This is a genomic window from Nocardia sp. NPDC059154, from assembly GCF_042755705.1.
Taxonomy (GTDB): domain Bacteria; phylum Actinomycetota; class Actinomycetes; order Mycobacteriales; family Mycobacteriaceae; genus Nocardia.
Window position 1 is genome coordinate 1 of record NZ_JBHZCS010000030.1, and the last position, 20,712, is coordinate 20,712.

Genomic DNA, 20,712 nt, shown 5'->3' on the forward strand with positions numbered 1-20,712 from the left:
TGATACGAAAAGGGCCCCTGCGCTGGTCAGGGGCCCTTTTACGAAAGAGCGGGTGACGGGAATCGAACCCGCACCATCAGCTTGGAAGGCTGAGGTTCTACCATTGAACTACACCCGCAACGACCGCACCCATGGATGCTGTGTGCGTTGAGCACTGTACCGAACCTCACTCCTGGAATGCCAATCAGGTGCCGTTGCCGCATGTCGCGGCCCGTAGAACGAGTCGTTCGGCGAGTCGCCGAAAACCCGCCGAAATTGGGTGTAACACCGGGGCCTCACCAGCGATGAGACATCCGATCGCCATTCGCGAGGCACCGGGAACCTGTTCTGAATCAGGGGTTTTCGATGTCGGGTGGCTTGCTAGGATCCTTTTTGTCCGGACGGGGGTATCTGGAAAGGGGGCGGTGAGCATGCACCACTGGTGTGGCCGACCGCGTAGTAGTGAGTTCGATCCGAAGGGCGTGACCGGCGTGGCGGCCGGTCCTGGCATCTCGTGCGTCGGGTGAGCGCGCATGTCCATCCGTCTCGACACCCGAACCTCCGCCGTTGTGGCGGCGACCATCCGCGAATGGGTGCGGGCAGTGCACCCCGGCGCGAGCAGTTCCGCGCTGGGCCAGGCGCCCGCGGTTCCCTCCGATGAACTCGAGCGCATCTTCGGCCGGATCATCGACGATCTGCTGGAATTGGCCGGGTCCGAACCGTTTCCGGTACAGGCCGCCCGCCGCATCGGCCGCAGTCTGGCCGAATCGCCGTTCGACCGCACCCGCATGCTCGCCCCCGCCAGCCGCGCGCTGCTGGGGCTCTCGCCGGGCCAGCGCGGTTCGCTGATCGCCACCCGCTGGTCGTTCATCGCCAGCCAGGCCATCGACGCCTACGCCGAGGCGCTGCAGCAGCGCGCCCTGGCCCAGCAGGAACGCAGTCTCTCGGAGGCGGTGTCGGTGCGGGTGCAGGAGATCGCGGCACTGCAGACCCGGCTGCGGCACGAGGCCACGCACGACGCTCTCACCGATCTGGCCAATCGCTCACTGCTGCAGGAGCGGGTCCGGGTGATGTCCACCGATCCGGCGCGCGGGGTGGGTCTGCTGCTCATCGATCTGGACGACTTCAAGGTGATCAACGACACCTACGGCCACACGGTCGGCGACGAGGTACTGGTCACCATCGCCCAGCGGCTGCGCTCGACCTGCCCGCCCGACACCGTGATCTCGCGCTACGGCGGCGACGAATTCGTGGTCGCGCTGCCGTCCCGCCGCAATACCCTGGGCGAGCTGGCCATGCGGGTGCTGGCCGCGCTGTGCGAGCCGGTGCCCACGGCGGCCGGTCCGGTCCCGGCGTCGGCGAGTGTGGGCACGGCGTTCTGTCCGCCCGGACGGGAGTGCGACTTCTCGGATCTGCTGCGCAGCGCCGACCGAGCCATGTATTCGGCGAAAACGGCGGGCAAACGTCAGTTCGCGGTGTCGGAGCTAGACGAAGAGGAGGTTGATCCAGGTCGCCGCAACTCGCATTTTGCCGCGGTGGCTGGATAATTCGGGGTTTGGGGAAGCTCACAGCGAGTAGCAACAGTTCGGCGAATTCTGCCGCGTAGGCTGGTCGCGTGGCTACGGTCGTCGTTCTGCTCATCGTCATGGTGGTTGTCCTGCTTGCTGTGGTGGCAGTCAACCGCGCGCAGCAATCGCGTTCCAACACCCTGCTCGAGGATGCCAAGGCCGATGCGCGCCGGGTGATCGAGCGTCTCGGCGGGCAGGTATACAACCTCGTCGGCACCGACGACGCGTCGAAGCAGGCCCTCTCCGATGCGGGGGAGCGGTTCAATGCCGCGGGCTCGCAGATCGAGCAGGCCACCACGCCCGCGCAGGCCCGGCTCGCGAAAGAGACGGCGCTCGAAGGGCTTTACTACGTGGGGGCCGCGCGGTCGGCCATGGGCCTGGACCCCGGTCCGGCCGTTCCGGAGCTCGACGGCCAGCGCAGTGCCGGCCGGGTCACCGAGGACCGCGCCATCGAATACGACGGGCGGCGCGTCGAGGCCTCGCCCACGCCGTCGGCCTCCACTCCGAACTATTACCCGGGCGGTCGCGTCGCCGGCCGTCCCGTTCCGGCCGGTTGGTACTCCGAGCCGTGGTGAAAGACCGCGCTGGTCGTCGGTGCCTGGGGCGTCGGCTCGGCGGTGCTGTTCAACGCCCTCTTCAGCGGCATGTCCGGGGTCGGGTACGACTCGGCCGCCTTCGAAAGCGGTTACGGCGACGGCTATCAGGCCGGGCTGGACGCCGCCGACGGCGGATATGCCGACGGCGGCTACGACCAGAACGCCTCGGACCCCGGCTACGACCAGGGCGGCTATGACCAGGGTGGCTACGACCCCGGGGCTGACCTGGGCGGCCAGGACTTCGGCGACTACGGCAATTTCGGCGGCTTCGACAGCGACTTCTGACGCCTCGGGACCGGAATCAGTGCCGGGTCTCGGCCCGGGTCGCGTCCAGGAAGACGCGGATCGCGCTGGTCAGCTGTTCGGGCTGATCCTCAGGGGAGAAGGTGCGCGAATCGTGGATCCATTCGATGCGGGCGTCGGGGAATTCGGCGGCCAGGCGTTCGGCGTAGCGGTCCGGGAAGAAGCGGTCGCCCGCCGACCAGGCCAATAGCACCGGCTTCTTGAAATCGGCGAAAGTCTTTGCGGCGGCGAGGGTGTACTGGCTGTCCAGGCCGCCGATGGCGCGGCGGACGTCCGCACGGATGGCCTTGGTACCGACCGGCAGGGCGTACGAGTCGCTGACCGCGCGGTCGATCGGGCCGCGGGCCAGCCAGCCGTAGGCGATGGGCAGGCGGCGAACGGCGCGGATGCGCAGACTCAGGGCCAGCGAGGCGAGCGCCCCCGGAGTGCGGGCAGCCAGGCCGACGTAGTCGAAGAACGGCGGCGGGAAGTTCTCGTAGGCGTCGCAGGAGGTCAGCACCAGGCGGGCGACGAGGTCCGGGCGGGCGGCCACGACCAGCTGGCTCACCGCGCCGCCGGAGTCGTTGCCCACCAGGGTGACCGGGCCGAGGTCGAGTTTCTCGATGGCCTGGATGACCAGCTGGGCCAGGCCGGGGGCGCTCAGGTCGGCGCCGGGCATGGCGGTGGTGTGCGAACCGAAGGGCAGATCGATTGCCACGCAGCGGAATTCGTCGGCCAGCGCCGGAACGACCCGGCGCCACAGGTTGGCATTGACCAGCAGTCCGTGCACGAAGACGACGGGATCGCCGCTGCCGCTGTCGAAGACGGTCAGCGTGCCCTGCGGCAGGGTGAGCTCGCGGCGGGCGCCGAGGGCGGGGTCGCGCCAGGCGGCGCGGGATTCGGGGGAGATGGTGTGCGTCATCTGGATGACTCCTCTAGGAGCAGTGACGGTGAAGACGGTTTCAAACTAACAAACAGGCTGCCTGTTTTCAATGGTTTCGCGTTACGATCCAGGCACCGAGCCAGAAAGGTGTCGATGATCAGGCAAGCCGAACGATCCGAGTCGACCCGCGCGAATCTGATGGCCGCCGCGCGCGAGCTCTTCGCCGAGCGCGGCTACGCGGCGGTCAGCACCCCCGAGATCGTGGAGCGCGCCGGCAGCTCCCGCGGCGCGCTGTATCACCAGTTCAAGGACAAGAAGGACCTGTTCCGCGCCGTCTACGAACAGGTGCAGCAGGAGATCCTCCAGCAGGTCGCCGAGACCATGGCCGAGGCCCCGCCGACGGACACCATGGCCGTTCTCGAAGCCGGGCTGCACAACTTCCTGCTCTCCTGCGTCGACCCCGAACGCGTCCGCATCACCCTCATCGACGCGCCGTCGGTGCTCGGCTGGCAGGAGTGGCGCGCGGTCGACGAGAAGTACGGCCTGGGCCTGGTCGTCGCGGGCCTCGAATCCGGTATCCAGGCCGGCATCCTGCGCGCCGACCTCGACGTCCGTCCCCTGGCCCTGATGATCCTCTCCGCCCTCGGCGAGGCCGCCATGTTCATCGCCAATGCCGACGATCCCGAAACCGCCCGCGCGCAAACCGAACCCGCGGTGCTGGCCTTGATCAACGGTCTACGGGTCTAGACGCCGAATCGCGCGACACGCCCCGGGATCCGAGCCGGCGGCCCCAGAATCGATGGGATGACGGACCTGGCGCTCACCCCGCAACGCCGAGCCGAACTGGTCGCCCTGCTCGGCGACGAGCCGCGGCTGCGCACCGAATTCCCCAGGGTCGCAGACTATCTCGACACCGCCTCCCGACTGCCCGGCACCGGTGACGAACGCGCCGACGCGGCCTTCGACCTCCGACTGGTCCACCACCTGACCGGCGACAGCTCGGCAAACCCGTACTGGGACATAGTCGGACCGTCCGTCTCCACGGTCGCGGGCCGCCGCGTGGTCGACGGCGGCCGCGCCACCGGCAGCACCAGACTCGGCTTCGCTCAGACGATCCTGCAATCCGCCTACGCCTGCGCCATCCCCGCCCCGGAAACCATCGCCTGGATCACCACCCTCTGCGCCGGCCGCCCACTGACCGAAATCGGTGCCGGCCGCGGCTATTGGGCCGCCCAACTGACCCACGCCGGCCTCACCGTCCACGCCTACGACACCAACCCCCCGAACACCACCGAAAACCCGTCCTTCCCACCCTCTCCCGGCCAGCGCTCCCTCTGGCACCCCGTCGGCCCCGCCACCCCTGACGCGGCCGCCACCGCCGGCCGCGAACACCACACCCTGCTCCTGTGCTGGCCCCCCGGCTGGGGCAATCACATGGCCTCCACGGCTCTCGCCGACTTCACGACCGCCGGTGGCACCCACCTCATCTACCTGGGCGAACCCCGAGGCGGCAGAACGGCCGACACCGCTTTCTTCGACACCCTCGCCTCCACCTGGCACCTGGATTCCGAAGACCCCCACTACGTCTCATGGTGGAACCTCACCGACACCGCCCAATCCTGGACCCGCCCCTGACCCACCACTCCGAGATCGGAGCCTCATGCTCTTCCCGTAGGCGATCCGCCGCTTCAAGGGGAGGCAGACCCGGCAATCCCTGCGGTGGCAGCATTGGAGGGCAGTAGGCCTGGAATTGGGCCGCGCTGTTTCGAATCTTCGCCGTCGTAGGGCGTGGCGACGATAGGCACGTCGAACCGCTGTGGGACCTGGATCCGACCGAAGGAGGGGCAGGAAGATGAGAACCATGCAGTCTGTTGTCGCCGACACGGTGGGCGAACCGTCCGAGGTTCTGCACCTGCAGACCCGCCCCGTTCCGGAGCCTGGTCCTGGTGAGGTCCGGATCCGGGTGGCGGCTGCACCCGTTCATGCCAGCGACCTGCATACCGTCCGCGGCAGATACGGATTCGCGCCGGAATTCCCCACCGTGCCCGGAATCGAATCCGTGGGTGTGATCGACGAACTCGGTAGCGGCACAGACGGTCTGACCGTCGGGCAACGCGTCATTACGGTCGGAGTCAGGGGAACGTGGCAGGAGTATGTCGTTGCCGATGCCGAGCGGGTCTTGCCTGTTCCCGTCGGCATGAGTGATTCCACGGCCGCCCAGATTCTCAGCAATCCGCTCACCGCCGTGATCCTGACCGGTGATGAACTCGATGTTCGACCGGGTGAATGGCTCTTGCAGACGGCGGCCGGTTCAACCGTGGGCCAGTCGGTCATCCAGCTCGGCGTGCACGTCGGCTTCAAGACCCTCAATGTGGTCCGCCGCCGATCCGCGGTCGAGGACATCCTCGCGTTGGGCGGCACCGCGGTGATCTGCACGGAGGACGAGGACCTGCGCGAACGGGTGGCCGACATAGCGGGCCACGACGGGGTGTCCAAGGCGATCGACTGTGTCAGCGGTCAGGTGGGTGCGGACGTGTCGCGCGCGCTCGCACCGCACGGTGAGCTGGTCGTCTTCGGTGCGCTGTCCACGCACCGCCAAACCGATCCCGACAAACTCACCATCCCCGTCTTCGCGCGCTCGCTGATCTACGAAACCAAGACCGTTCGGGGGTTCTGGCTCTTCCGCTGGTTCACCGAGACCCCGAAGGATCGGATGGCCGCAACGATCGACCGGACACTTCGACTCGCCGGCAGCGGCGCGCTGCGGGTGCCGGAGGGTCGGCCGATTCTCGTCGAAAAGTTCAGCGAAGCTGTCTATCTGGCCGAAGCTCCCGCACACGGGGGCAAACCGCTGCTGGTGTTCGAACCGTAGTTCACCTTCCTGGCGTCTGCGTGTTCTTTCCACTCGCGCCGCCGCTGCGAGCTTCGATGGCCTTGATGGACTTCTCGAACGGCTTTCCCAGGACGCGGGTGCCGAACAGTCCGAGCACCATCGCGAGCAGCCGTCCCTTGAGGTTCTTGCCGTCGCGGACCACGACGGCGTCCACGTCGGTCATGCCGGTGGGCAGCTGCGTGATGGTGTAGGTGTGGCCCGAGGCGCCACCCCACAGGTTGGAGTCGGTGGTCGTCATCACCACGTGATGGGGGTCGCTCCAGTCGTAGTGCAGACGTTCCCAGATGCCGCTCGAGCCCTCCGTGACATCAGCGTCATGGGGGCCTTCGTGATGCACCTCGAGGTAGCTGTCCGCGCTGTTGCCGAAGAGTTCGTGCCGGCCCGGCCCGAAGTCGGTGAGGCCGGCCAGGAACTGCTCAGGCGTCACGGTGGTCGTCTTGTGGAGATGGATCGTGGTCATGGCGCACGCCTTCCTTGACACTCGAATGATCCGCTCCGGTTCTGAAGACCGGGGTCGGTGACCCACATCCAGAACACCACTCGTTCGAGCGTCACGGAAGAGGTCTGCTCGACCCGATCCTGCGAGTCCACCATCACCCGGTGATGACGACTGTCCCCCGGGTGGCTGCAGTGCGATCGCGGGAAGCGTGGATAAGCCTGTGCCCCAGTCGCTCTCATAGCGACTGCGGCTTTGTCTCCTCGGTCCGAAAGGTCTGATTTCATCAGTTCTTCTCGGCGACACCCGGCCCGAGAGACAAATATCCTCAGGTTGCCGGTGGGTAGCCTGTGCCACATGTCCGATGAGCTGTGGGGTGTCGTACCGGACGAGCTGCGTGAACTGACGGCCTCGCGAGAACGGCTCCACGATCTGGTCGAGGCGGTGTACACGGTGGTCTCGGACCTGGACGTGGATCTGGTGCTGCGGCAGCTGGTGACCGCGGCGGTCCGGCTGGTCGGTGCCCAGTACGGCGCACTGGGTTTGCTCGAACCCGAGAACGGGAGCGGTGAACGGCAGCTGGCGCAATTCGTCCCGGTCGGTATGGACGAGGAGACGATTCGCCGGATCGGGCACTGGCCGCACGGCCGGGGCGTGCTCGACGCGATGCTGTCCGGGGAGCACCCGGTCCGGCTGGCCGACCTCACCAAGAGTCCCGCCTTCGAGGGCTGGCCCGACGGGCATCCGCCCATGCGCAGCTTCCTCGGGGTGCCCGTGCGCTATCGCGGCACGGTCCTGGGCGACCTGTACCTGACGAACAAACGCGGCGGCGCGTTCAGTGACGAGGACGAACGGATCATCGAGGCGCTGGCCGTCATCGCGGCGGTGAAGATCGTCAATGTGCGCATGTACGACCAGGTGCAGCGCGACACCGTACGCCGCCGGCAGGACTCGGCCAGGATCGCCGTGCTGGCGGAGCGCGATCGCATCGCCCGCGACCTGCACGACTCCGTGATCCAGCGCATCCACGCCTCGGGCCAGGCCCTGCAGGGCGCGCTCCGGATGAACCCGGCGCCCGAGATCGGGGAGCGGCTCGCCCGCGTGGTGGCCGACCTGGACGGCACCATCCAGGACATCCGCGCCACCCTCTTCGCGCTGCCTCCGACCACCGGTGGGCAGGGTGGATTGCGCAGCGAGATCACCGAATTGGTGTCCACCGCCGCCCGCCACCTCGGCTGCACACCGAGCCTGCGGCAGGACGGTCCCCTCGACACCCGGGTGCCGCCGGAGACCGGGCGGCAGGCGCTGGCCGTACTGCGTGAGTCACTGTCGAATGTGGCGCGCCACGCCGAGGCCACCCGCATCGACGTGGACGTCACCGCCGCCCGGGGCGAACTGCGAATCTCGGTGGCGGACAACGGTATCGGCGTGGGCGACGCGCCCCGGCGTGGCGGGCTGCGCAAGATCGCCGAACGCGCCACCGATCTCGCCGGCGCGCTCGAACTCGGTCCGGGTCTGGACGGGTACGGCACCACGCTGGTCTGGCGGGTGCCGATTCCACAGGTCTGAACCGGCGGCCGCTTCCGGACGGGTGCGTCAGTTACCAGGCTGCGCAGCCGCCGGGGTCGTGGTCTTGTCCGCCCACTTGGTGGTGCCGTCGGCGGCCTGCAGGGTGGACAGCAGATCGATGCCCGAGGCGATGAGGGTCGGGCCGCCGAGGACGATGGTGCCGATGATGCCGCCCGCCGCGGCGCCGGTGGTCAGGCCCGGGAGACAGCCCGCCACCAGGGTGACGATGCAGCCGATGGTCGCGCCGATGGCGGTGCCCACGAAGGTGCCGATGGTGGTGGCCAGGCTGAACTGGGTGGTGAAGCTGCTCAGCGCGCGGTCGTTCTCCACCTGCGAGGCAACCGGTTTCACGACCAGCGGCTGCGACACCGACACCCCGGCCGGTTTGTCGGGAGTGAGGGCCAGCACGGTGCCGTTCTTCTGCACCTCGGACTTGACCGGAATATCGACGGGTCCCAGATGGAATTTCAGCGGCAGCGTGAGCAGCACCTTGCCGTCGGCGTCCTTCACGTTCACCACGTCGGCGGGCTTGGCCGCCGGGTCCGAATCGGGGGCCGCCGGCGCGGAATCCTCGGCCGCCCGCGACAGCTCGAAGGTGCCGCCCTCGAGCGTGGTGACGACGGTCTTGTCCACCAGCTTCGCCGAGTACACCAGGCCGGGGGCCGCGGGCTCGGCGTTCGCCGCGCCGGTTGCCACCGACAGTGCGGTGGCCTGGGTCACGAGTGCGCCGATCACCAGAGTGGCAGTCGCGCAGGTGTTGCGGAACTCCATGCGGTATCCAATCCGTCAACGGGTGTGGGCCGTTCGAACCCAGGAGCTTAATGGAATTCGATGGTGCCGAACAGGTTTCGGGCGCAGGACACCGCGCGGGAAATATTCGTCCGTTATCGGGAAAATATCCCTAACGTCCGGATTGCCGCAGTGTCGCTCACAGTAGCGCCCGCGGTGTGCGCCCGCGCGCCGATTCGGCAAACTCCTTGCCATGAGCCTCAGATTCAGCGCCGGAGTCCTGCTGTTCCGCCGCACCACCGGCCTCGAAGTCCTGATCGGGCACATGGGCGGACCGTTGTGGGCGAAGAAGGACGCCGCCGCCTGGTCCATCCCGAAGGGCGAGTACGAGCCCACCGAGGAGCAGCCCCGCGACGCCGCCCGCCGCGAATTCGGCGAAGAACTCGGCCTGCCCGTGTCCGATGGCGAATGGATTCCGCTCGGCGACGTCCAGTACGGCAGCGGAAGCAGCAAGAAGCAGGTCACAGTGTGGGCCGTCGAGGGCGACCTGGATCCGGAACAGGTAGTGCCGGGCACGTTCGAAATGGAGTGGCCGCCACGATCCGGGCGAATCGCCGAATTCCCCGAAATCGACCGGGTCGCCTGGTTCGACCTGGACACCGCCCACGAGAAACTCGGCAAGGGCCAGCGCCCCTACCTCGACCGCCTGCGCGAGCACCTCGCCGGCGCGTAGCCCGGCATACCGCGTTCGCGGTATGCCGAAAGTCCACGTCCGGACGACGACGGCCACCCGGTCCCGGCGGCAGGGTGGTTGTTACCGCGAACAGCCGATCGCCACCGTTCGGAAAGGACGTCGATGACCCATACACAGCTCGCCGGGAGCCAGCCCGTGGTCCGGACCTGTCCGTTCAGCCCGCCCGGGGAATACCGGGAATTGCGCGAGCAGGATCCGGTCGCGCACGTCACCCTGCCGGACGGCATCGACGGCTGGCTGATCACGCGATACGCCGACGTGCGGGCCGTGCTGTCCGACCCGCGTTTCAGCTCGAGGCGCCGCGGTGTCACCGGCAATCACCGTGGCTCGCAAGAGATTCCGCCGCCTCCGCCGGGCTGGTTCATCTTCATGGACGCGCCGGAGCACAGCCGCCTGCGCAAGATGCTCACCGGCCAGTTCACCGTGCGGCGCATGCGCGAGCTGGCCCCGGCGGTGGAGCGGATCGTCGCCGATCACCTGGACGCCATGGCGGCGGCCACCGGTCCGGTCGACCTCGTGCAGGACTTCGCGCTGCCGATTCCCTCGCTGGTCATCTGCGAGCTGCTCGGGGTGCCGTACGCCGATCGTGCGGAGTTCCAGCACAATTCGGCCACGCTGCTGCGGCTCGGCGCACCCGCCGAGGAGGTGGCGCAGGCCCAGCTGGAACTGAACCAGCTGATCCATCGCCTCGCCGTCCAGAAGCGGACCGAGCCCGCCGACGACATCCTCAGCGCCCTGGTCCGGGACGGGGACCTCACCGATGAGGAGCTGGCGGGCATCGGCGTGCTGCTGCTGGTCGCCGGGCACGAGACCACGGCCAACATGATCGCCCTGAGCACCCTGTGCCTGCTGCGCGACCCCTCCCAACTGGCCCTGCTGCGCGCCGAGCCCGAGCATGCCGACGCCGTGGTGGAGGAGCTGCTGCGCTTCCTGAGTGTCATCCAATTCGGTATCCGCCGAACGGCTCTGGAGGATGTCGAGGTGGGCGGTCAGCTGATCCCGGCGGGCGGCACGGTGGTCGCGCACCTGCCCGCGGCCAACCGCGACCCGGAGCTGTTCCCCGACGATCCGGAAAGCCTGGACCTGCTGCGCCACCACCGGCCGCACGTGGCGTTCGGCTTCGGTATCCATCAGTGCATCGGCCAGCAGCTGGCCCGGCTGGAGCTGCGCATCGCGCTGACCGCCCTGTTCGAACGCTTCCCGGAGCTGCGGCTCGCGGTGCCGCTGGAGGCGGTTCCGATGCGCGACGAGATGGTCGTCTACGGCGTCCACGAGCTGCCGGTGACCTGGTAGGAGCGAGGATATTCCATGAAGATCCACATCGACGAGAACAGATGCTGCGGTGGCGGTCAGTGCGTGGTGGCCGCACCGGAGGTGTTCGACCAGCGCGACGAGGACGGCGTTGTCCTGCTGCTCGATCCCCGCCCGGCCGAGGAGCTGCTGCCGCAGGTGCTCGATGCCGCCGCGCGCTGCCCGGCCCTGGCCATCCGGGTGGAGCAGTAGTGCCCGGCCCCGATCACCTTGTGGTGGTGGGCGCTTCGGCCGCCGGTCTGAGCGCAGCCGAGGCCCTGCGGCGCGAGGGCTTCACCGGCACGCTCACCCTGATCGGTGAGGAGACCCACGCGCCCTATGATCGGCCGCCGCTGTCGAAACAGCTGCTCACCGGTGACCGGCAGCCGCCGGAGATCGAGCTCCGCGACGATGCGGCGCTCGAGCGGCTCGATCTGGAACTGCGATCGGGTTGCCGCGCAACAGGTCTGGACACCGATGCGCGCACCGTCACCCTCGCCGGCGGCGACCGGGTGCGCTACGACGGCCTGATCATCGCGACCGGCCTGCGCCCCCGGCGCCTGCCCTTCGGGCACGACCTGGCCGGAATGCACGTGCTGCGGACCCTCGACGACGCCCTCGCCCTGCGCGCGGAACTGGCGGCGGGGCCGCGGGTGGTGGTGCTCGGCGCGGGCTTTCTCGGCAGCGAGATCGCCGCGTCCGCACGGGAACTCGGGGTGGACGTCACCCTCGTGGACGCCGAGCCCGCGCCGCTGATCCGCCAGTTCGGTGCCGAGGTCGCGGACCTGGTGGCCGCTACGCATCGCGACCACGGCGTGCGAATGCGGATGGGCCGCAAGGTTTCCGATATCGAGGGCGCGGACGGCCGGGTCACCGCCGTGGTGCTCGACGACGGGACCCGGCTGGCGGCCGATGTCGTGGTGGTCGCCATCGGCTCGGTGCCCGCCGTCGACTGGCTGGCCGGATCCGGTGTTCCGGTCGGCGACGGGGTGCTCTGCGACGAATACTGCCGGGCCGCGCCGGGGGTGTACGCCGCCGGTGATGTCGCCAACTGGCCGCATCCGGGCCTCGGCGCGCGGGTCCGGTTCGAGCAGCGCACCAACGCGGGCGAGCAGGCCATGGCCGCGGCCCGCAATCTGCTCGCCGAACCGGGACGGGAAACACCCTATGCGCCAACCCCTTTCGGCTGGACCGACCACTACGACAGCAAGATCCAGATCCACGGCTGGTGTCCCGCCGGCGCCCGGACCGAGATCGTCGCGGGAGACCCCCGCGAACGCAAGTTCGTCGCGCTCTACCGCATCGGCGACCGGGTCGTCGGGGCGGTGGGCTGGAACAGCGCCCGCACCCTGCGGGAATACCGTGGCCGCGTCACCGCGCCGGGTCACGCCGATGCGTACGGCGGGTAGGTACCTTGACGACGTGCGGATGATCGCCCGGCTGCGGTGCTGGCTGCGAGTCCGGCCGTGGGTGGCCGACCTCGCGGTCGCGATCGGATGCTTCCTGGTCGCCACCCCGGTGGCCGCGAGCATGGCGTATCTGCGGCACAGCCCGATGGACCGGGCGGTCAGCGGGCTCGCGCTCACCTGTGTGCCGCTGCTGGTCCGCAGCCGGTGGCCGATCCCGGTGGTCGCCGCCACCGTGCTCGTGGAAGTCACTCGCTACCTGGTGATTCCGTACTCCACTCCGCCGCCCGCGGCCACAGCGGTCGCGCTGTTCACGGTGGCGAACCGGATGGATCGGCGCACCGCCTGGCTGGCCGGCGTGTGTGCCGCGGTGCCGCTGGTCGCCGCCATCCTCATTTCACAGCCGAGTCCGGCGGATCTGCCCCAGGCGCTGTCCCAGATCGCCTGGACCCTGCTCGGTGTCGCCGCGGGTGATGCGGTGCGCAGCCATCGGAAGCTGCTGGCGGCGGCCCTCGAACGGGCCGAAACCGCCGAACGTGACCGGGAGGCGGAGGCCGCCCGCCGGGTCGCCGAGGAACGCCTGCGGATCGCCCGGGAGCTGCACGACGTGGTCGCCCACCACATCACGCTGGTGAACGCGCAGGCCACTGTCGCGCACCATCTGATGCGCACCGATCCGGACCACGCCTACGAGGCGCTGGAACGCATTCGCGACACCAGCCGGACCGCCCTCGACGATCTCCGCGCGACCGTCGGAGTGCTGCGCGCGGAGGACGATTCGGGGCATCCGCGCGCCCCCTCACCCGGCCTCGGGGAGCTGACCGAGCTGGTGGAGTCCTTCCGGCACGCCGGGCTGGACGTCACCGTCGAGCGTTCCGGAGAGCCGTTCGAGCTGTCCTCGCTGACCGACCTCACCGCCTACCGAATCATTCAGGAGGCGTTGACCAATACCCGCAAGCACGCCGGGGTGCGGACCGCGCGGGTGCGGCTGGACTATCGACCCGACCGGGTGCGGATCACCGTCGAGGACGACGGCCGCCGGCACGCGGAGACCGGCACCGGCTACGGGATGATCGGTATGCGGGAACGCGTGAAGGCCGTGGGCGGCACGCTCGATGCGGGCCCGGGCCCGCACGGTGGTTTCCGGGTGGACGCCGAACTGCCGCCTCGCAACGGCCGAAAGGGCGGGTCATGACGATTCGGGTAGTGCTGGCCGACGACCAGGCGCTCCTGCGTGACACCTTCCGCATGCTCATCGACTCCACCGAGGACATGCGGGTGGTCGGCGAGGCCGCCACCGGCCGCGAAGCGGTCGAACTCGCCCGCACCCACCGGGCCGACGTCGTGCTCATGGACATTCGCATGCCCGAGCTGGACGGCCTGGCCGCGACCCGGCTGATCAGTGCGGACGAGGACCTCGCCGGCGTGAAGGTGCTGGTGCTCACCACCTTCGAGTACGAGGAGCACGTCGTCGAGGCCCTGCACGCCGGGGCGAGCGGATTCCTCGGCAAGGGGATGAACGCCGACGAACTGCTCGCCGCGATCCGCACGGTCGTCGCCGGCGACGCCCTGCTGTCGCCCACCGCGACCAAGGCGCTGATCGGCCGCTTCCTGGCCCAGCCGGACCCGGTGCGCTGGGAGCCGCCGCCCGCACTGGCGGCACTCACCCCGCGCGAACGCGAGGTGGTCACGCTGGTCGCGCTGGGCCTGTCCAACGACGAGATCGCCGAACGACTGTTCATCACCGCCCTCACCGCCAAGACCCACGTCAATCGCGCCATGGCCAAACTCGATGCGCGCGACCGGGCCCAGCTCGTCGTCATCGCCTACCGCACCGGCCTGGTGCGCCCCGACACTCCGAGCTGAACCGGGCAGTCTTCCAGTCGGCTACAGCCGAGGGTCGACCGGCTCGGTCTCCAGGGCCAGGATCGCGAATACCGCCTCGTGGACGCGCCACAGCGGCTCCCGGGCCACGAAGCGGTCCAGGGCCTCCAGGCCCAGGGCGTACTCGCGCAGCGCCATGGAGCGCTTGCCGCCGAGGCCGCGGGAGCGGAGGCGGTGCAGCTGGTCGGGGCGCAGGTACTCCGGGCCGTAGATGATCCGGAGGTATTCCGGGCCACGGCATTTCACGCCCGGCTGCACCAGCCGCCCGCTGCGGGTGCCGGTGCCGGACACCAGCGAGCCGAGCGGCTTCACCACCATGCCCTCGCCGCCGGCCGCGGTGAGCTCGATCCACCACGCCGTCGCGGCAGCCTCGGCCTCCGGAGAGGCGAGGTCGACCGGGCGGCGGCCGGTCGGGGTGAAGAACTCCGGGTCCGCGACGACCAGGCGGTCGATGCGCTCCAGGTGCCAGTTGTGGTCGCGCCCTGCGTAATTCGCGCCGGAGGCGGCCAGCAACTGGAACGGGGCCAGGCGCACGCCGTCGAGGCCGTCGGTGGGCCAGCAGTAGCGGCCGTAGGCGGCGGTGAAGGCGTCGGCGTCGGCCCGGCGAGCTCCGGTCCGCGCGGCGAGATCGCCTGCGTCCAAACCCCGTTCGACCGCGGCCGCCAGCACCTCGCCGGCCCGGCCGAGCGAGGCCCGGGCTGCCGCGCCGACCGCGGCGTACTGGTTGCGCAGCAGCCCCAGCGCCTTGGCCGACCACGGCAGCAGCTCGGTGTCCAGCAGCAGCCAGTCGGTGCCCAGTTCCTCGAACAGCCCGGCGGTTTCGGCCGCCGCCCGCACCCGGGCCAGCAGCGATTCGGTGCGCGCCGGATCGTCGAAGAACGGGCGGCCGGTGCGGGTGTACACCGCGCCGGTGCTGCCGTCCTCGACGCCGAACCGGTCCCGCGCCGCCTCGGCCGACCGCGAAACCACCACGACCGCACGCGAACCCATGTGCTTCTCCTCGCACACCACGGTGTCCACGCCCTCGGAGCGGTAGTACTCGAAGGCCTGGGCCGGGTGCTCGAGATACCCGTCCAGGGTGGAGGTGGCGCACGGCGACATGGTCGGCGGCAGGTACACCAGCCAGCGCGGGTCCACGGCGAAGCGGCTCATCACCTCGAGCGCGGCGCTCGCGGCGTCCTCCTGCACGGTGACCCGGCCGAGATGGCGGGTCTCCACCACCCGCCGGCCCAGCACGTCGTCCAGGTCGAGCACGCCCGGATCCCGCTGCACCACAGCCTCCCCGGTGGCGAAGGTGGCCGCCGCGAGCGGGCGCACCGGCTCGAACCAGACCTGTTCGGCCGGCACCGACACCACCTCCCGCTCCGGGTAGCGCAGCGCGGTCAGACGGCCGCCGAACACCGCGCCGGTATCCAGGCACAGGGTGTTGTTCACCCACACCAGTTCGGTCATCGGCGTGTGGCCGTAGAGCACCAGCGCCTGGCCGCGGTAGTCGTTGGCCCACGGGTACCGCACCGGCAGCCCGTATTCGTCTGTCTCGCCGGTGGATTCGCCGTACATGGCGAACTCGCGTACCCGGCCCGAGGTACGGCCCTGGTACTGCTCCTTCAGACCGGCGTGCGCGACCACCAGCTTGCCGCCGTCGAGCACATAGTGGCTGACCAGGCCGCGCATGAATTCCTGTGCGGTCTTGCGGAATTCGGCGTCCTCGGCCTCCAGCTGGGCGAGCGACTCGGCCAGGCCGTGCGCCACCGTGACGCGGCGGCCGTCGAGCGCGCGCACCAGCTTGAACTCGTGGTTTCCGGTGACGCACAGGGCGTTTCCCGATCCCGCCATGCCCATCACCAGCCGCAGCACGCCGGGCGTATCCGGCCCGCGATCGACCAGGTCGCCGACGAACACCGCGGTGCGACCCTCGGGGTGCCGCGCGTCGACCGCCCGTCCCTCCGCGTCCCGGGCGATGACATAGCCGAGTTCGCCCAGCAGCGTCTCCAGCTCGCTCCGGCAGCCGTGCACATCACCGATCACATCGAAAGGCCCGGTGAGATCGGTCTTGTCGTTCCACAGGCGCTCGTCCGCGATGGTGGCGGCCTCGATCTCCTCGACGCCCCTCAGCACGTGCACCTTGCGGAAACCCTCGCGCTCCAGGAACTTCAGCGAACGCCGCAGATCGCGCTGGTGGCGCCCCACCACGTGCGGCCCCAGATCCGCGCGATCCACCCGCAGCGCATTGCGCTGCACGCACACCGCCTCCGGCACGTCCAGCACGATCGCCACCGGCAGGACATCGTGCGCCCGCGCCAGCTCCACCAGCGCCTGCCGCGCCTTGGGCTGCACATTGGTGGCGTCGATGACGGTGCGCAGCCCGCGCCGCAGGCGCACGCCCGCCACGTGGTGCAGCAGCTCGAACGCCTCGGCCGTCACCGACTGATCGGCCTCGTCATCGCTCACCAGCCCCCGGTAGGCGTCCGACGACAGCACCGCCGTCGACCGGAAGTGCTTGTGCGCGAACGTGGATTTCCCGGAGCCGCTGCTGCCGACCAACACGACCAGCGACAGCACCGGAACCGACAGCTCTGCCATCACGCGACTCCTTTCTCATCGCCGTTCTTCCCGTCCCGTTTGGTGAACACAGCCATCTGCGTCGACGCCCCCACTTCCGCATCCTCGGGCCCGATCGGCTCGAACCGCACGGCATACCCGTACGTCCCACCGACCCGGTCCGCCCAGTCCGCGAATTCTGCCCGGCTCCACTCGAATCGGTGATCCGAATGCCGGAACGCGCCCGCGTCGAGCCCGTCGTAGCGCACGTTGTACTCGCTGTTCGGCGTCGTCACGACCACGGCGCCCGGAGCGGCAGCCCCGAACACCGCGTGCTCCAGCGCCTGCAACCGCGGCGCGTCCACATGCTCGATCACCTCCATGAGCACCGCCGCGTCATAACCCCGCAAAGCGGCGTCGGTATACGTCAGCGCCCCCTGCCGCAGCGTCACCCGCCGCGACTGCCACTCCGGCACCCGCCGCAGCCGCCGCGCCGCGATCTTCAACTCGCGCATCGACACGTCGATCCCGACGATCTCCGTGAACGCCCGGTCCGCCACCAGCTCCAGCAGCAACGCCCCCTGCCCGCACCCGAGATCGAGCACCCGGCTCGCCCCGGCCGACAGCAGCGCCCGATGCACGGCCGCCCGCCGCGATACCGCCAGCGATGGGCCGCGTTCGCCGGCCTCCGCGGAACAGGAAGCCTCCGCCCGCGGATCGGTCGCCGGAACCGGATCACCGGTCCCACCGGAGGCCAGGCCGAGGTCGGTTGCCTGCGCTGATATCAGCTCCGTTGCGGCCGAGGAGACTTCGCCGCCGAGGTCGGGCGCGGGCGGCGTGGTCTCGATACCGGCCGCCTCGTCGTCGATATCGTGCTCGATCGCGCCGAGTTCCTCCGGGTCGGCGTCGTCCAGCTCGGCGAGGCGGGCGAGGGCGGCGCGGACCAGGGTGTGGCGGCGGGTGAGGTAGCGTCGGGTGATCCACTCGCGTTCGGGGTGGGTGGTGAGCCAGCCCTCGCCGAAGCGGAGGAGTTTGTCGATTTCGGCGGAGTCGAGCCAGTAGTGCTTGCTGCCGTCGAGGACGGGCAGCAGGACATAGAGGTGCGACAGCGCGTCGGACAGGCGCTGCGTTCCGGTGAGTTCGAGCCGCAGGTAATGGGAATCGCCCCAGTCCGGGAAGGCCGGGTCCAGGGGGAGGGGAGTGGCCACGACGGTCCAGCCCAGGGGCGCGAAGACCCGCTCGGCGTACTCGGCCCCGCCCTTGCAGGGGACGGCCGGGAGCTCGATGCGCAGCGGGAGCGCGGTCTCGGCCAGCTCGGGACGCTGCTTGCAGCGGCCGTGCAAGGCGGTGCCGAACACCGTCGAAATGGCCACGGACACCAGCGAAGACGCCGCGTACGGGCGATCGTTCACATACTGCCCCAGGCTGAATTCGGGGGTGCCCTTGGACTTTCCCCGCACCAGCCGGACCGGATCGATCTCCAGCAGCAGCGCGGCCGTGCACCGGTCGTCGCCCGCCTCCGGGTAGAGCACGTGCGCGATGCCGTAGGACTGCTCGAAAGTCTGTATGCGCGAAGGATTCTTGTGCAGCAGGTACCCCAGATCGGAGGCCGGCCAGGCGGCGCCCTCGGGTCGCGTACAAGAAATCGTCAACAGCATCCTGAGATGCTCCCGTAGGCCGAGAGCGCCCGCAAATACATTTCCGTCTCGACCTGCGCCGATAGTCGCGACGGGGGCGGACCCCTCAGTGTAGGGGGCTTGCTGGGGAGCGCGATCGCGCTCACACTCGAAAACAGGTGTCCGGGGGAGGTTTTCGTCGGCGATCCGAGGGGCCGGGACGAAACACCGTTCGGGCTCACCGTGATCGGAGAGCTGGGACCCGGGCGGGGAGCTGTGCGACAGGCGGTGGCGGCATGCACCGATTCGATTCGACCCGTCGGCGTGTCCACGCCGGATCGCTCGTGGCGGTCGCGGCACTGGTCAGTGCCTGCGCGATCGCCGGGGCACCACGGGCGGCGACGCCGCAGGTGGGGGCACTGGATCTCGGCGGCTACAGCGGGCGGCCGCTCGTCGCGCCGGGGGCGGCCGGGGAAGCCTATGGGCGGCTGATGGAATCGGTGCGGATGGCGGACGCCGTCATCGCGCCGAGCGCCGTCGATCCGACCCTCGCACAGACCGCGGCCATCCCGGTACCCACCCCGGAGGACGCCGTCGGAATCCTCGCCGACGCCACCCGCGCCACCCTGGCCGTACACGGCATGCTGGCCGGATTCAGCATCGGCGGCACCGACGATCCGACCGGCATCCCGGAGATCGGCACGGCCCGTTCGGTGCGGCTCACCGTCCTGCGCATGCGGGACAATATGGCGGCCATCGACGCGGCCCGCGAGATAGATGGGCGCGACTTCGACGTCAACCACGACAATGTCGTCGTCCCATTCTCCGAATACTTTGCGACACATGGTCATTGGCGCACCTTCGTGCCGACGATGGCGGTCACCCTCGCCCACGGCCCGTTCGTGGTGACACTGTTCGTCACCCATCCGGCCACGGATCTGGCGGCCCTGAAGCAGCTGGCCGAGGCCACCTTCGACGCCGAACTGCCGAAGCTGGACGCCTTCACGCCGACACCGGCCGAGGAACTGTCTGCGCTCCCACTGGATCCCGGCGGCATGCTGAGCCGCCTGCTGCCCGCCGACCCCGGGAAATGGCCCTATCCCGAGCTCTTCCACGACGTGCAGCAACCCATCGCCGGTTGGGGCGGACACCGCAGCGCACGCGGCATCGTCTACGGCCCCGTCCTCGCCGAGCTGTGGGTCGACAGGTCCGGCGCGGACCCGCGCATCCCGGTCGAGAGCATCGCCGTCACGGATTCGGCTCGGCTGCTGCGCTTCCCCGACGCCGTGGCCGCCCGGCACGCGCTGAACCGACTGTCCGAGCCCAGTGCCGGCGGGTCCGTCACGACCCCGCCGGCCGGCGTCCCGGACGCGGTCTGCCTTCGGGGTCCCGGCTCGAATCCCGCAGCGCGCGAGAGCGAATACACCTGCCTCGTCCTGGACGGCCGCTACCTGGCGCAGGTCTCCGCCCCGACCGAGCAACTCGTCCACCGCATGGCCGTGGCACAGTACGCGCTGCTGGTCGCCGATCGCTGAGCCCGCGGATCGCCGATTCGGCATCCGCTCGGCCGCGTCCTCCCCGGCGAAGAACGATCCCGGCGTGTAGGTTCGGCGCGGCGTCGCAATCCGTGCGGCAATCCGGACTGACGGACAGGAGCGGGAATGCGCTTGGTGGGCAAGGTCGGTGTGATCGGTGCGGTAGTGGCCGCCCTGGTACTGGTCGCCGGATGCGGCAGCAGCGACAGTGGCAACAAGAACGACACCTCGACGCCGGCCAAGCAGCCGCAGACCTTCACCGCCGGTTGGCAAGATCCGAGTGGCGGGTTCTGCACGATCAAGGTGGAAGGCGGTTTCGGGGAGACACCCAAGATCACGCTGCCGGACAACTGTGATCCGCCGAAGGAACTGTTCACCAAGGATCTGGTGACCGGCATCGGCCCGGGCGCGCAGGCCGGGCAGAAGCTGAGCACCAACTACACGCTGATCACCTGGTCGGACAGGAAGAAGCTGGACAGCTCCTTCGACCGTGGCCAGACCTTCGACCTGACGCTGGGCGCGGGCCAGGTCATCAAGGGCTGGGATCAGGGCCTGGTCGGCGTCCAGCAGGGCACCCGCCGACTGCTCGTCATCCCGCCGGACCTCGGCTACGGCCAGGGCGGCCACGGCATCAAGCCCAACGAGACGCTGGTCTTCGTCACCGACGCCGTCAAGGTCGGTAGCTAGACCCGAACCCCGGGTACCAGGGCGACCGGTCGACCGACCGGCGTCGCGATGCCCCGTGCAGCGA

The 20,712-nt window shown here is 69.5% G+C and carries 18 protein-coding genes, 1 tRNA gene and 1 pseudogene; 14 read left to right on the forward strand and 6 right to left on the reverse strand.

Annotation, left to right across the window (positions count from 1 at the left end; translation table 11 throughout):
• Positions 1–47: 47 nt before the first annotated feature.
• Positions 48–118 (reverse strand) — tRNA-Gly (locus ACFXN1_RS24945).
• Between the two features lie 394 nt (positions 119–512).
• Here ACFXN1_RS24945 and ACFXN1_RS24950 point away from each other — a divergent pair.
• Together ACFXN1_RS24950 and ACFXN1_RS24955 are read left to right on the forward strand one after the other, a co-directional pair.
• Complete coding sequence (locus tag ACFXN1_RS24950) at positions 513–1,526, forward strand: diguanylate cyclase domain-containing protein (RefSeq protein WP_379436402.1); 1,014 nt, start codon at positions 513–515, stop codon at positions 1,524–1,526.
• A 98-nt stretch (positions 1,527–1,624) separates the two neighbouring features.
• Positions 1,625–2,428 (forward strand): annotated as a pseudogene (locus ACFXN1_RS24955) (DUF1542 domain-containing protein).
• A 16-nt stretch (positions 2,429–2,444) separates the two neighbouring features.
• Here ACFXN1_RS24955 and ACFXN1_RS24960 read toward each other — a convergent pair.
• Positions 2,445–3,347, reverse strand: a complete 903-nt coding sequence (locus ACFXN1_RS24960) for an alpha/beta fold hydrolase (RefSeq protein WP_379436403.1) — start codon at positions 3,345–3,347, stop codon at positions 2,445–2,447.
• Between the two features lie 114 nt (positions 3,348–3,461).
• On the opposite strand from ACFXN1_RS24960, the gene ACFXN1_RS24965 reads away from it, so the two are divergent.
• From ACFXN1_RS24965 to ACFXN1_RS24975, 3 genes are all read left to right on the forward strand, one after another.
• Positions 3,462–4,055 (forward strand): TetR/AcrR family transcriptional regulator, encoded by a 594-nt coding sequence (locus ACFXN1_RS24965; RefSeq protein WP_354834734.1) that lies wholly within the window; start codon positions 3,462–3,464, stop codon positions 4,053–4,055.
• 57 nt (positions 4,056–4,112) lie between these two features.
• Complete coding sequence (locus tag ACFXN1_RS24970; RefSeq protein ID WP_379436404.1) at positions 4,113–4,943, forward strand: hypothetical protein; 831 nt, start codon at positions 4,113–4,115, stop codon at positions 4,941–4,943.
• A 217-nt stretch (positions 4,944–5,160) separates the two neighbouring features.
• Complete coding sequence (locus ACFXN1_RS24975; RefSeq protein WP_379436405.1) at positions 5,161–6,180, forward strand: zinc-dependent alcohol dehydrogenase family protein; 1,020 nt, start codon at positions 5,161–5,163, stop codon at positions 6,178–6,180.
• A 1-nt stretch (position 6,181) separates the two neighbouring features.
• Here ACFXN1_RS24975 and ACFXN1_RS24980 read toward each other — a convergent pair whose 3' ends face one another.
• Positions 6,182–6,661, reverse strand: coding sequence for a hypothetical protein (locus ACFXN1_RS24980; protein ID WP_379436406.1), 480 nt, complete (start codon positions 6,659–6,661; stop codon positions 6,182–6,184).
• A gap of 333 nt (positions 6,662–6,994) precedes the next feature.
• Here ACFXN1_RS24980 and ACFXN1_RS24985 point away from each other — a divergent pair, with 333 nt between their 5' ends.
• Positions 6,995–8,206 (forward strand): GAF domain-containing protein, encoded by a 1,212-nt coding sequence (locus ACFXN1_RS24985; RefSeq protein ID WP_379436407.1) that lies wholly within the window; start codon positions 6,995–6,997, stop codon positions 8,204–8,206.
• Positions 8,207–8,233: 27 nt separating this feature from the next.
• Here ACFXN1_RS24985 and ACFXN1_RS24990 read toward each other — a convergent pair whose 3' ends face one another.
• On the reverse strand, positions 8,234–8,977 hold the full coding sequence (locus ACFXN1_RS24990; RefSeq protein ID WP_379436408.1) for a hypothetical protein: 744 nt from the start codon (positions 8,975–8,977) through the stop codon (positions 8,234–8,236).
• A gap of 211 nt (positions 8,978–9,188) precedes the next feature.
• On the opposite strand from ACFXN1_RS24990, the gene ACFXN1_RS24995 reads away from it, so the two are divergent.
• From ACFXN1_RS24995 to ACFXN1_RS25020, 6 genes are all read left to right on the forward strand, one after another.
• The gene (locus ACFXN1_RS24995; RefSeq protein WP_379436409.1) at positions 9,189–9,668 is read left to right on the forward strand and encodes an NUDIX domain-containing protein; all 480 of its coding nucleotides are present in this window, start codon (positions 9,189–9,191) and stop codon (positions 9,666–9,668) included.
• Between the two features lie 123 nt (positions 9,669–9,791).
• A complete protein-coding gene (locus ACFXN1_RS25000; RefSeq protein ID WP_379436410.1) occupies positions 9,792–10,982 on the forward strand; it encodes a cytochrome P450 in 1,191 nt (396 codons plus the stop codon).
• A gap of 15 nt (positions 10,983–10,997) precedes the next feature.
• Positions 10,998–11,192, forward strand: a complete 195-nt coding sequence (locus ACFXN1_RS25005) for a ferredoxin (protein ID WP_379398922.1) — start codon at positions 10,998–11,000, stop codon at positions 11,190–11,192.
• On the forward strand, positions 11,192–12,388 hold the full coding sequence (locus ACFXN1_RS25010; RefSeq protein WP_379436411.1) for an NAD(P)/FAD-dependent oxidoreductase: 1,197 nt from the start codon (positions 11,192–11,194) through the stop codon (positions 12,386–12,388). The genes ACFXN1_RS25005 and ACFXN1_RS25010 overlap by 1 nt, the downstream gene beginning before the upstream one ends.
• Positions 12,389–12,407: 19 nt before the next feature.
• The gene (locus tag ACFXN1_RS25015; protein WP_379436415.1) at positions 12,408–13,580 is read left to right on the forward strand and encodes a sensor histidine kinase; all 1,173 of its coding nucleotides are present in this window, start codon (positions 12,408–12,410) and stop codon (positions 13,578–13,580) included.
• Positions 13,577–14,251: a response regulator gene (locus ACFXN1_RS25020; RefSeq protein ID WP_379382568.1), complete on the forward strand. Its 675-nt coding sequence runs from the start codon at positions 13,577–13,579 to the stop codon at positions 14,249–14,251. Before ACFXN1_RS25015 ends, ACFXN1_RS25020 begins: the two co-directional genes overlap by 4 nt.
• A 21-nt stretch (positions 14,252–14,272) precedes the next feature.
• Here ACFXN1_RS25020 and ACFXN1_RS25025 read toward each other — a convergent pair whose 3' ends face one another.
• A complete protein-coding gene (locus tag ACFXN1_RS25025; protein WP_379436412.1) occupies positions 14,273–16,852 on the reverse strand; it encodes a polynucleotide kinase-phosphatase in 2,580 nt (859 codons plus the stop codon).
• Entirely contained in the window at positions 16,852–18,468 is a 1,617-nt protein-coding gene (locus ACFXN1_RS25030) for a 3' terminal RNA ribose 2'-O-methyltransferase Hen1 (protein WP_379436413.1), read from the reverse strand. Before ACFXN1_RS25030 ends, ACFXN1_RS25025 begins: the two co-directional genes overlap by 1 nt.
• A gap of 254 nt (positions 18,469–18,722) precedes the next feature.
• Here ACFXN1_RS25030 and ACFXN1_RS25035 point away from each other — a divergent pair, with 254 nt between their 5' ends.
• Both ACFXN1_RS25035 and ACFXN1_RS25040 read left to right on the forward strand, forming a co-directional pair.
• Positions 18,723–19,961: a hypothetical protein gene (locus ACFXN1_RS25035; protein ID WP_379442962.1), complete on the forward strand. Its 1,239-nt coding sequence runs from the start codon at positions 18,723–18,725 to the stop codon at positions 19,959–19,961.
• Between the two features lie 126 nt (positions 19,962–20,087).
• Positions 20,088–20,648, forward strand: a complete 561-nt coding sequence (locus ACFXN1_RS25040; protein ID WP_379442963.1) for an FKBP-type peptidyl-prolyl cis-trans isomerase — start codon at positions 20,088–20,090, stop codon at positions 20,646–20,648.
• The last annotated feature ends 64 nt before the right edge of the window (positions 20,649–20,712 follow it).

What these genes read in the sequence shown, in the direction of transcription:
- ACFXN1_RS24970 (WP_379436404.1), top strand. Translation starts at nt 4,113, where the DNA reads ATGACGGACCTGGCGCTCACCCCGCAACGCCGAGCCGAACTGGTCGCC.
- ACFXN1_RS25030 (WP_379436413.1), bottom strand. Translation starts at nt 18,468, where the DNA reads ATGCTGTTGACGATTTCTTGTACGCGACCCGAGGGCGCCGCCTGGCCG.
- ACFXN1_RS25000 (WP_379436410.1), top strand. Translation starts at nt 9,792, where the DNA reads ATGACCCATACACAGCTCGCCGGGAGCCAGCCCGTGGTCCGGACCTGT.
- ACFXN1_RS24985 (WP_379436407.1), top strand. Translation starts at nt 6,995, where the DNA reads ATGTCCGATGAGCTGTGGGGTGTCGTACCGGACGAGCTGCGTGAACTG.
- ACFXN1_RS25015 (WP_379436415.1), top strand. Translation starts at nt 12,408, where the DNA reads ATGATCGCCCGGCTGCGGTGCTGGCTGCGAGTCCGGCCGTGGGTGGCC.
- ACFXN1_RS25040 (WP_379442963.1), top strand. Translation starts at nt 20,088, where the DNA reads ATGCGCTTGGTGGGCAAGGTCGGTGTGATCGGTGCGGTAGTGGCCGCC.
- ACFXN1_RS24950 (WP_379436402.1), top strand. Translation starts at nt 513, where the DNA reads ATGTCCATCCGTCTCGACACCCGAACCTCCGCCGTTGTGGCGGCGACC.
- ACFXN1_RS24995 (WP_379436409.1), top strand. Translation starts at nt 9,189, where the DNA reads ATGAGCCTCAGATTCAGCGCCGGAGTCCTGCTGTTCCGCCGCACCACC.
- ACFXN1_RS24990 (WP_379436408.1), bottom strand. Translation starts at nt 8,977, where the DNA reads ATGGAGTTCCGCAACACCTGCGCGACTGCCACTCTGGTGATCGGCGCA.
- ACFXN1_RS25025 (WP_379436412.1), bottom strand. Translation starts at nt 16,852, where the DNA reads ATGGCAGAGCTGTCGGTTCCGGTGCTGTCGCTGGTCGTGTTGGTCGGC.
- ACFXN1_RS24980 (WP_379436406.1), bottom strand. Translation starts at nt 6,661, where the DNA reads ATGACCACGATCCATCTCCACAAGACGACCACCGTGACGCCTGAGCAG.
- ACFXN1_RS25035 (WP_379442962.1), top strand. Translation starts at nt 18,723, where the DNA reads ATGCACCGATTCGATTCGACCCGTCGGCGTGTCCACGCCGGATCGCTC.
- ACFXN1_RS25005 (WP_379398922.1), top strand. Translation starts at nt 10,998, where the DNA reads ATGAAGATCCACATCGACGAGAACAGATGCTGCGGTGGCGGTCAGTGC.
- ACFXN1_RS24965 (WP_354834734.1), top strand. Translation starts at nt 3,462, where the DNA reads ATGATCAGGCAAGCCGAACGATCCGAGTCGACCCGCGCGAATCTGATG.
- ACFXN1_RS25020 (WP_379382568.1), top strand. Translation starts at nt 13,577, where the DNA reads ATGACGATTCGGGTAGTGCTGGCCGACGACCAGGCGCTCCTGCGTGAC.
- ACFXN1_RS24975 (WP_379436405.1), top strand. Translation starts at nt 5,161, where the DNA reads ATGAGAACCATGCAGTCTGTTGTCGCCGACACGGTGGGCGAACCGTCC.
- ACFXN1_RS24960 (WP_379436403.1), bottom strand. Translation starts at nt 3,347, where the DNA reads ATGACGCACACCATCTCCCCCGAATCCCGCGCCGCCTGGCGCGACCCC.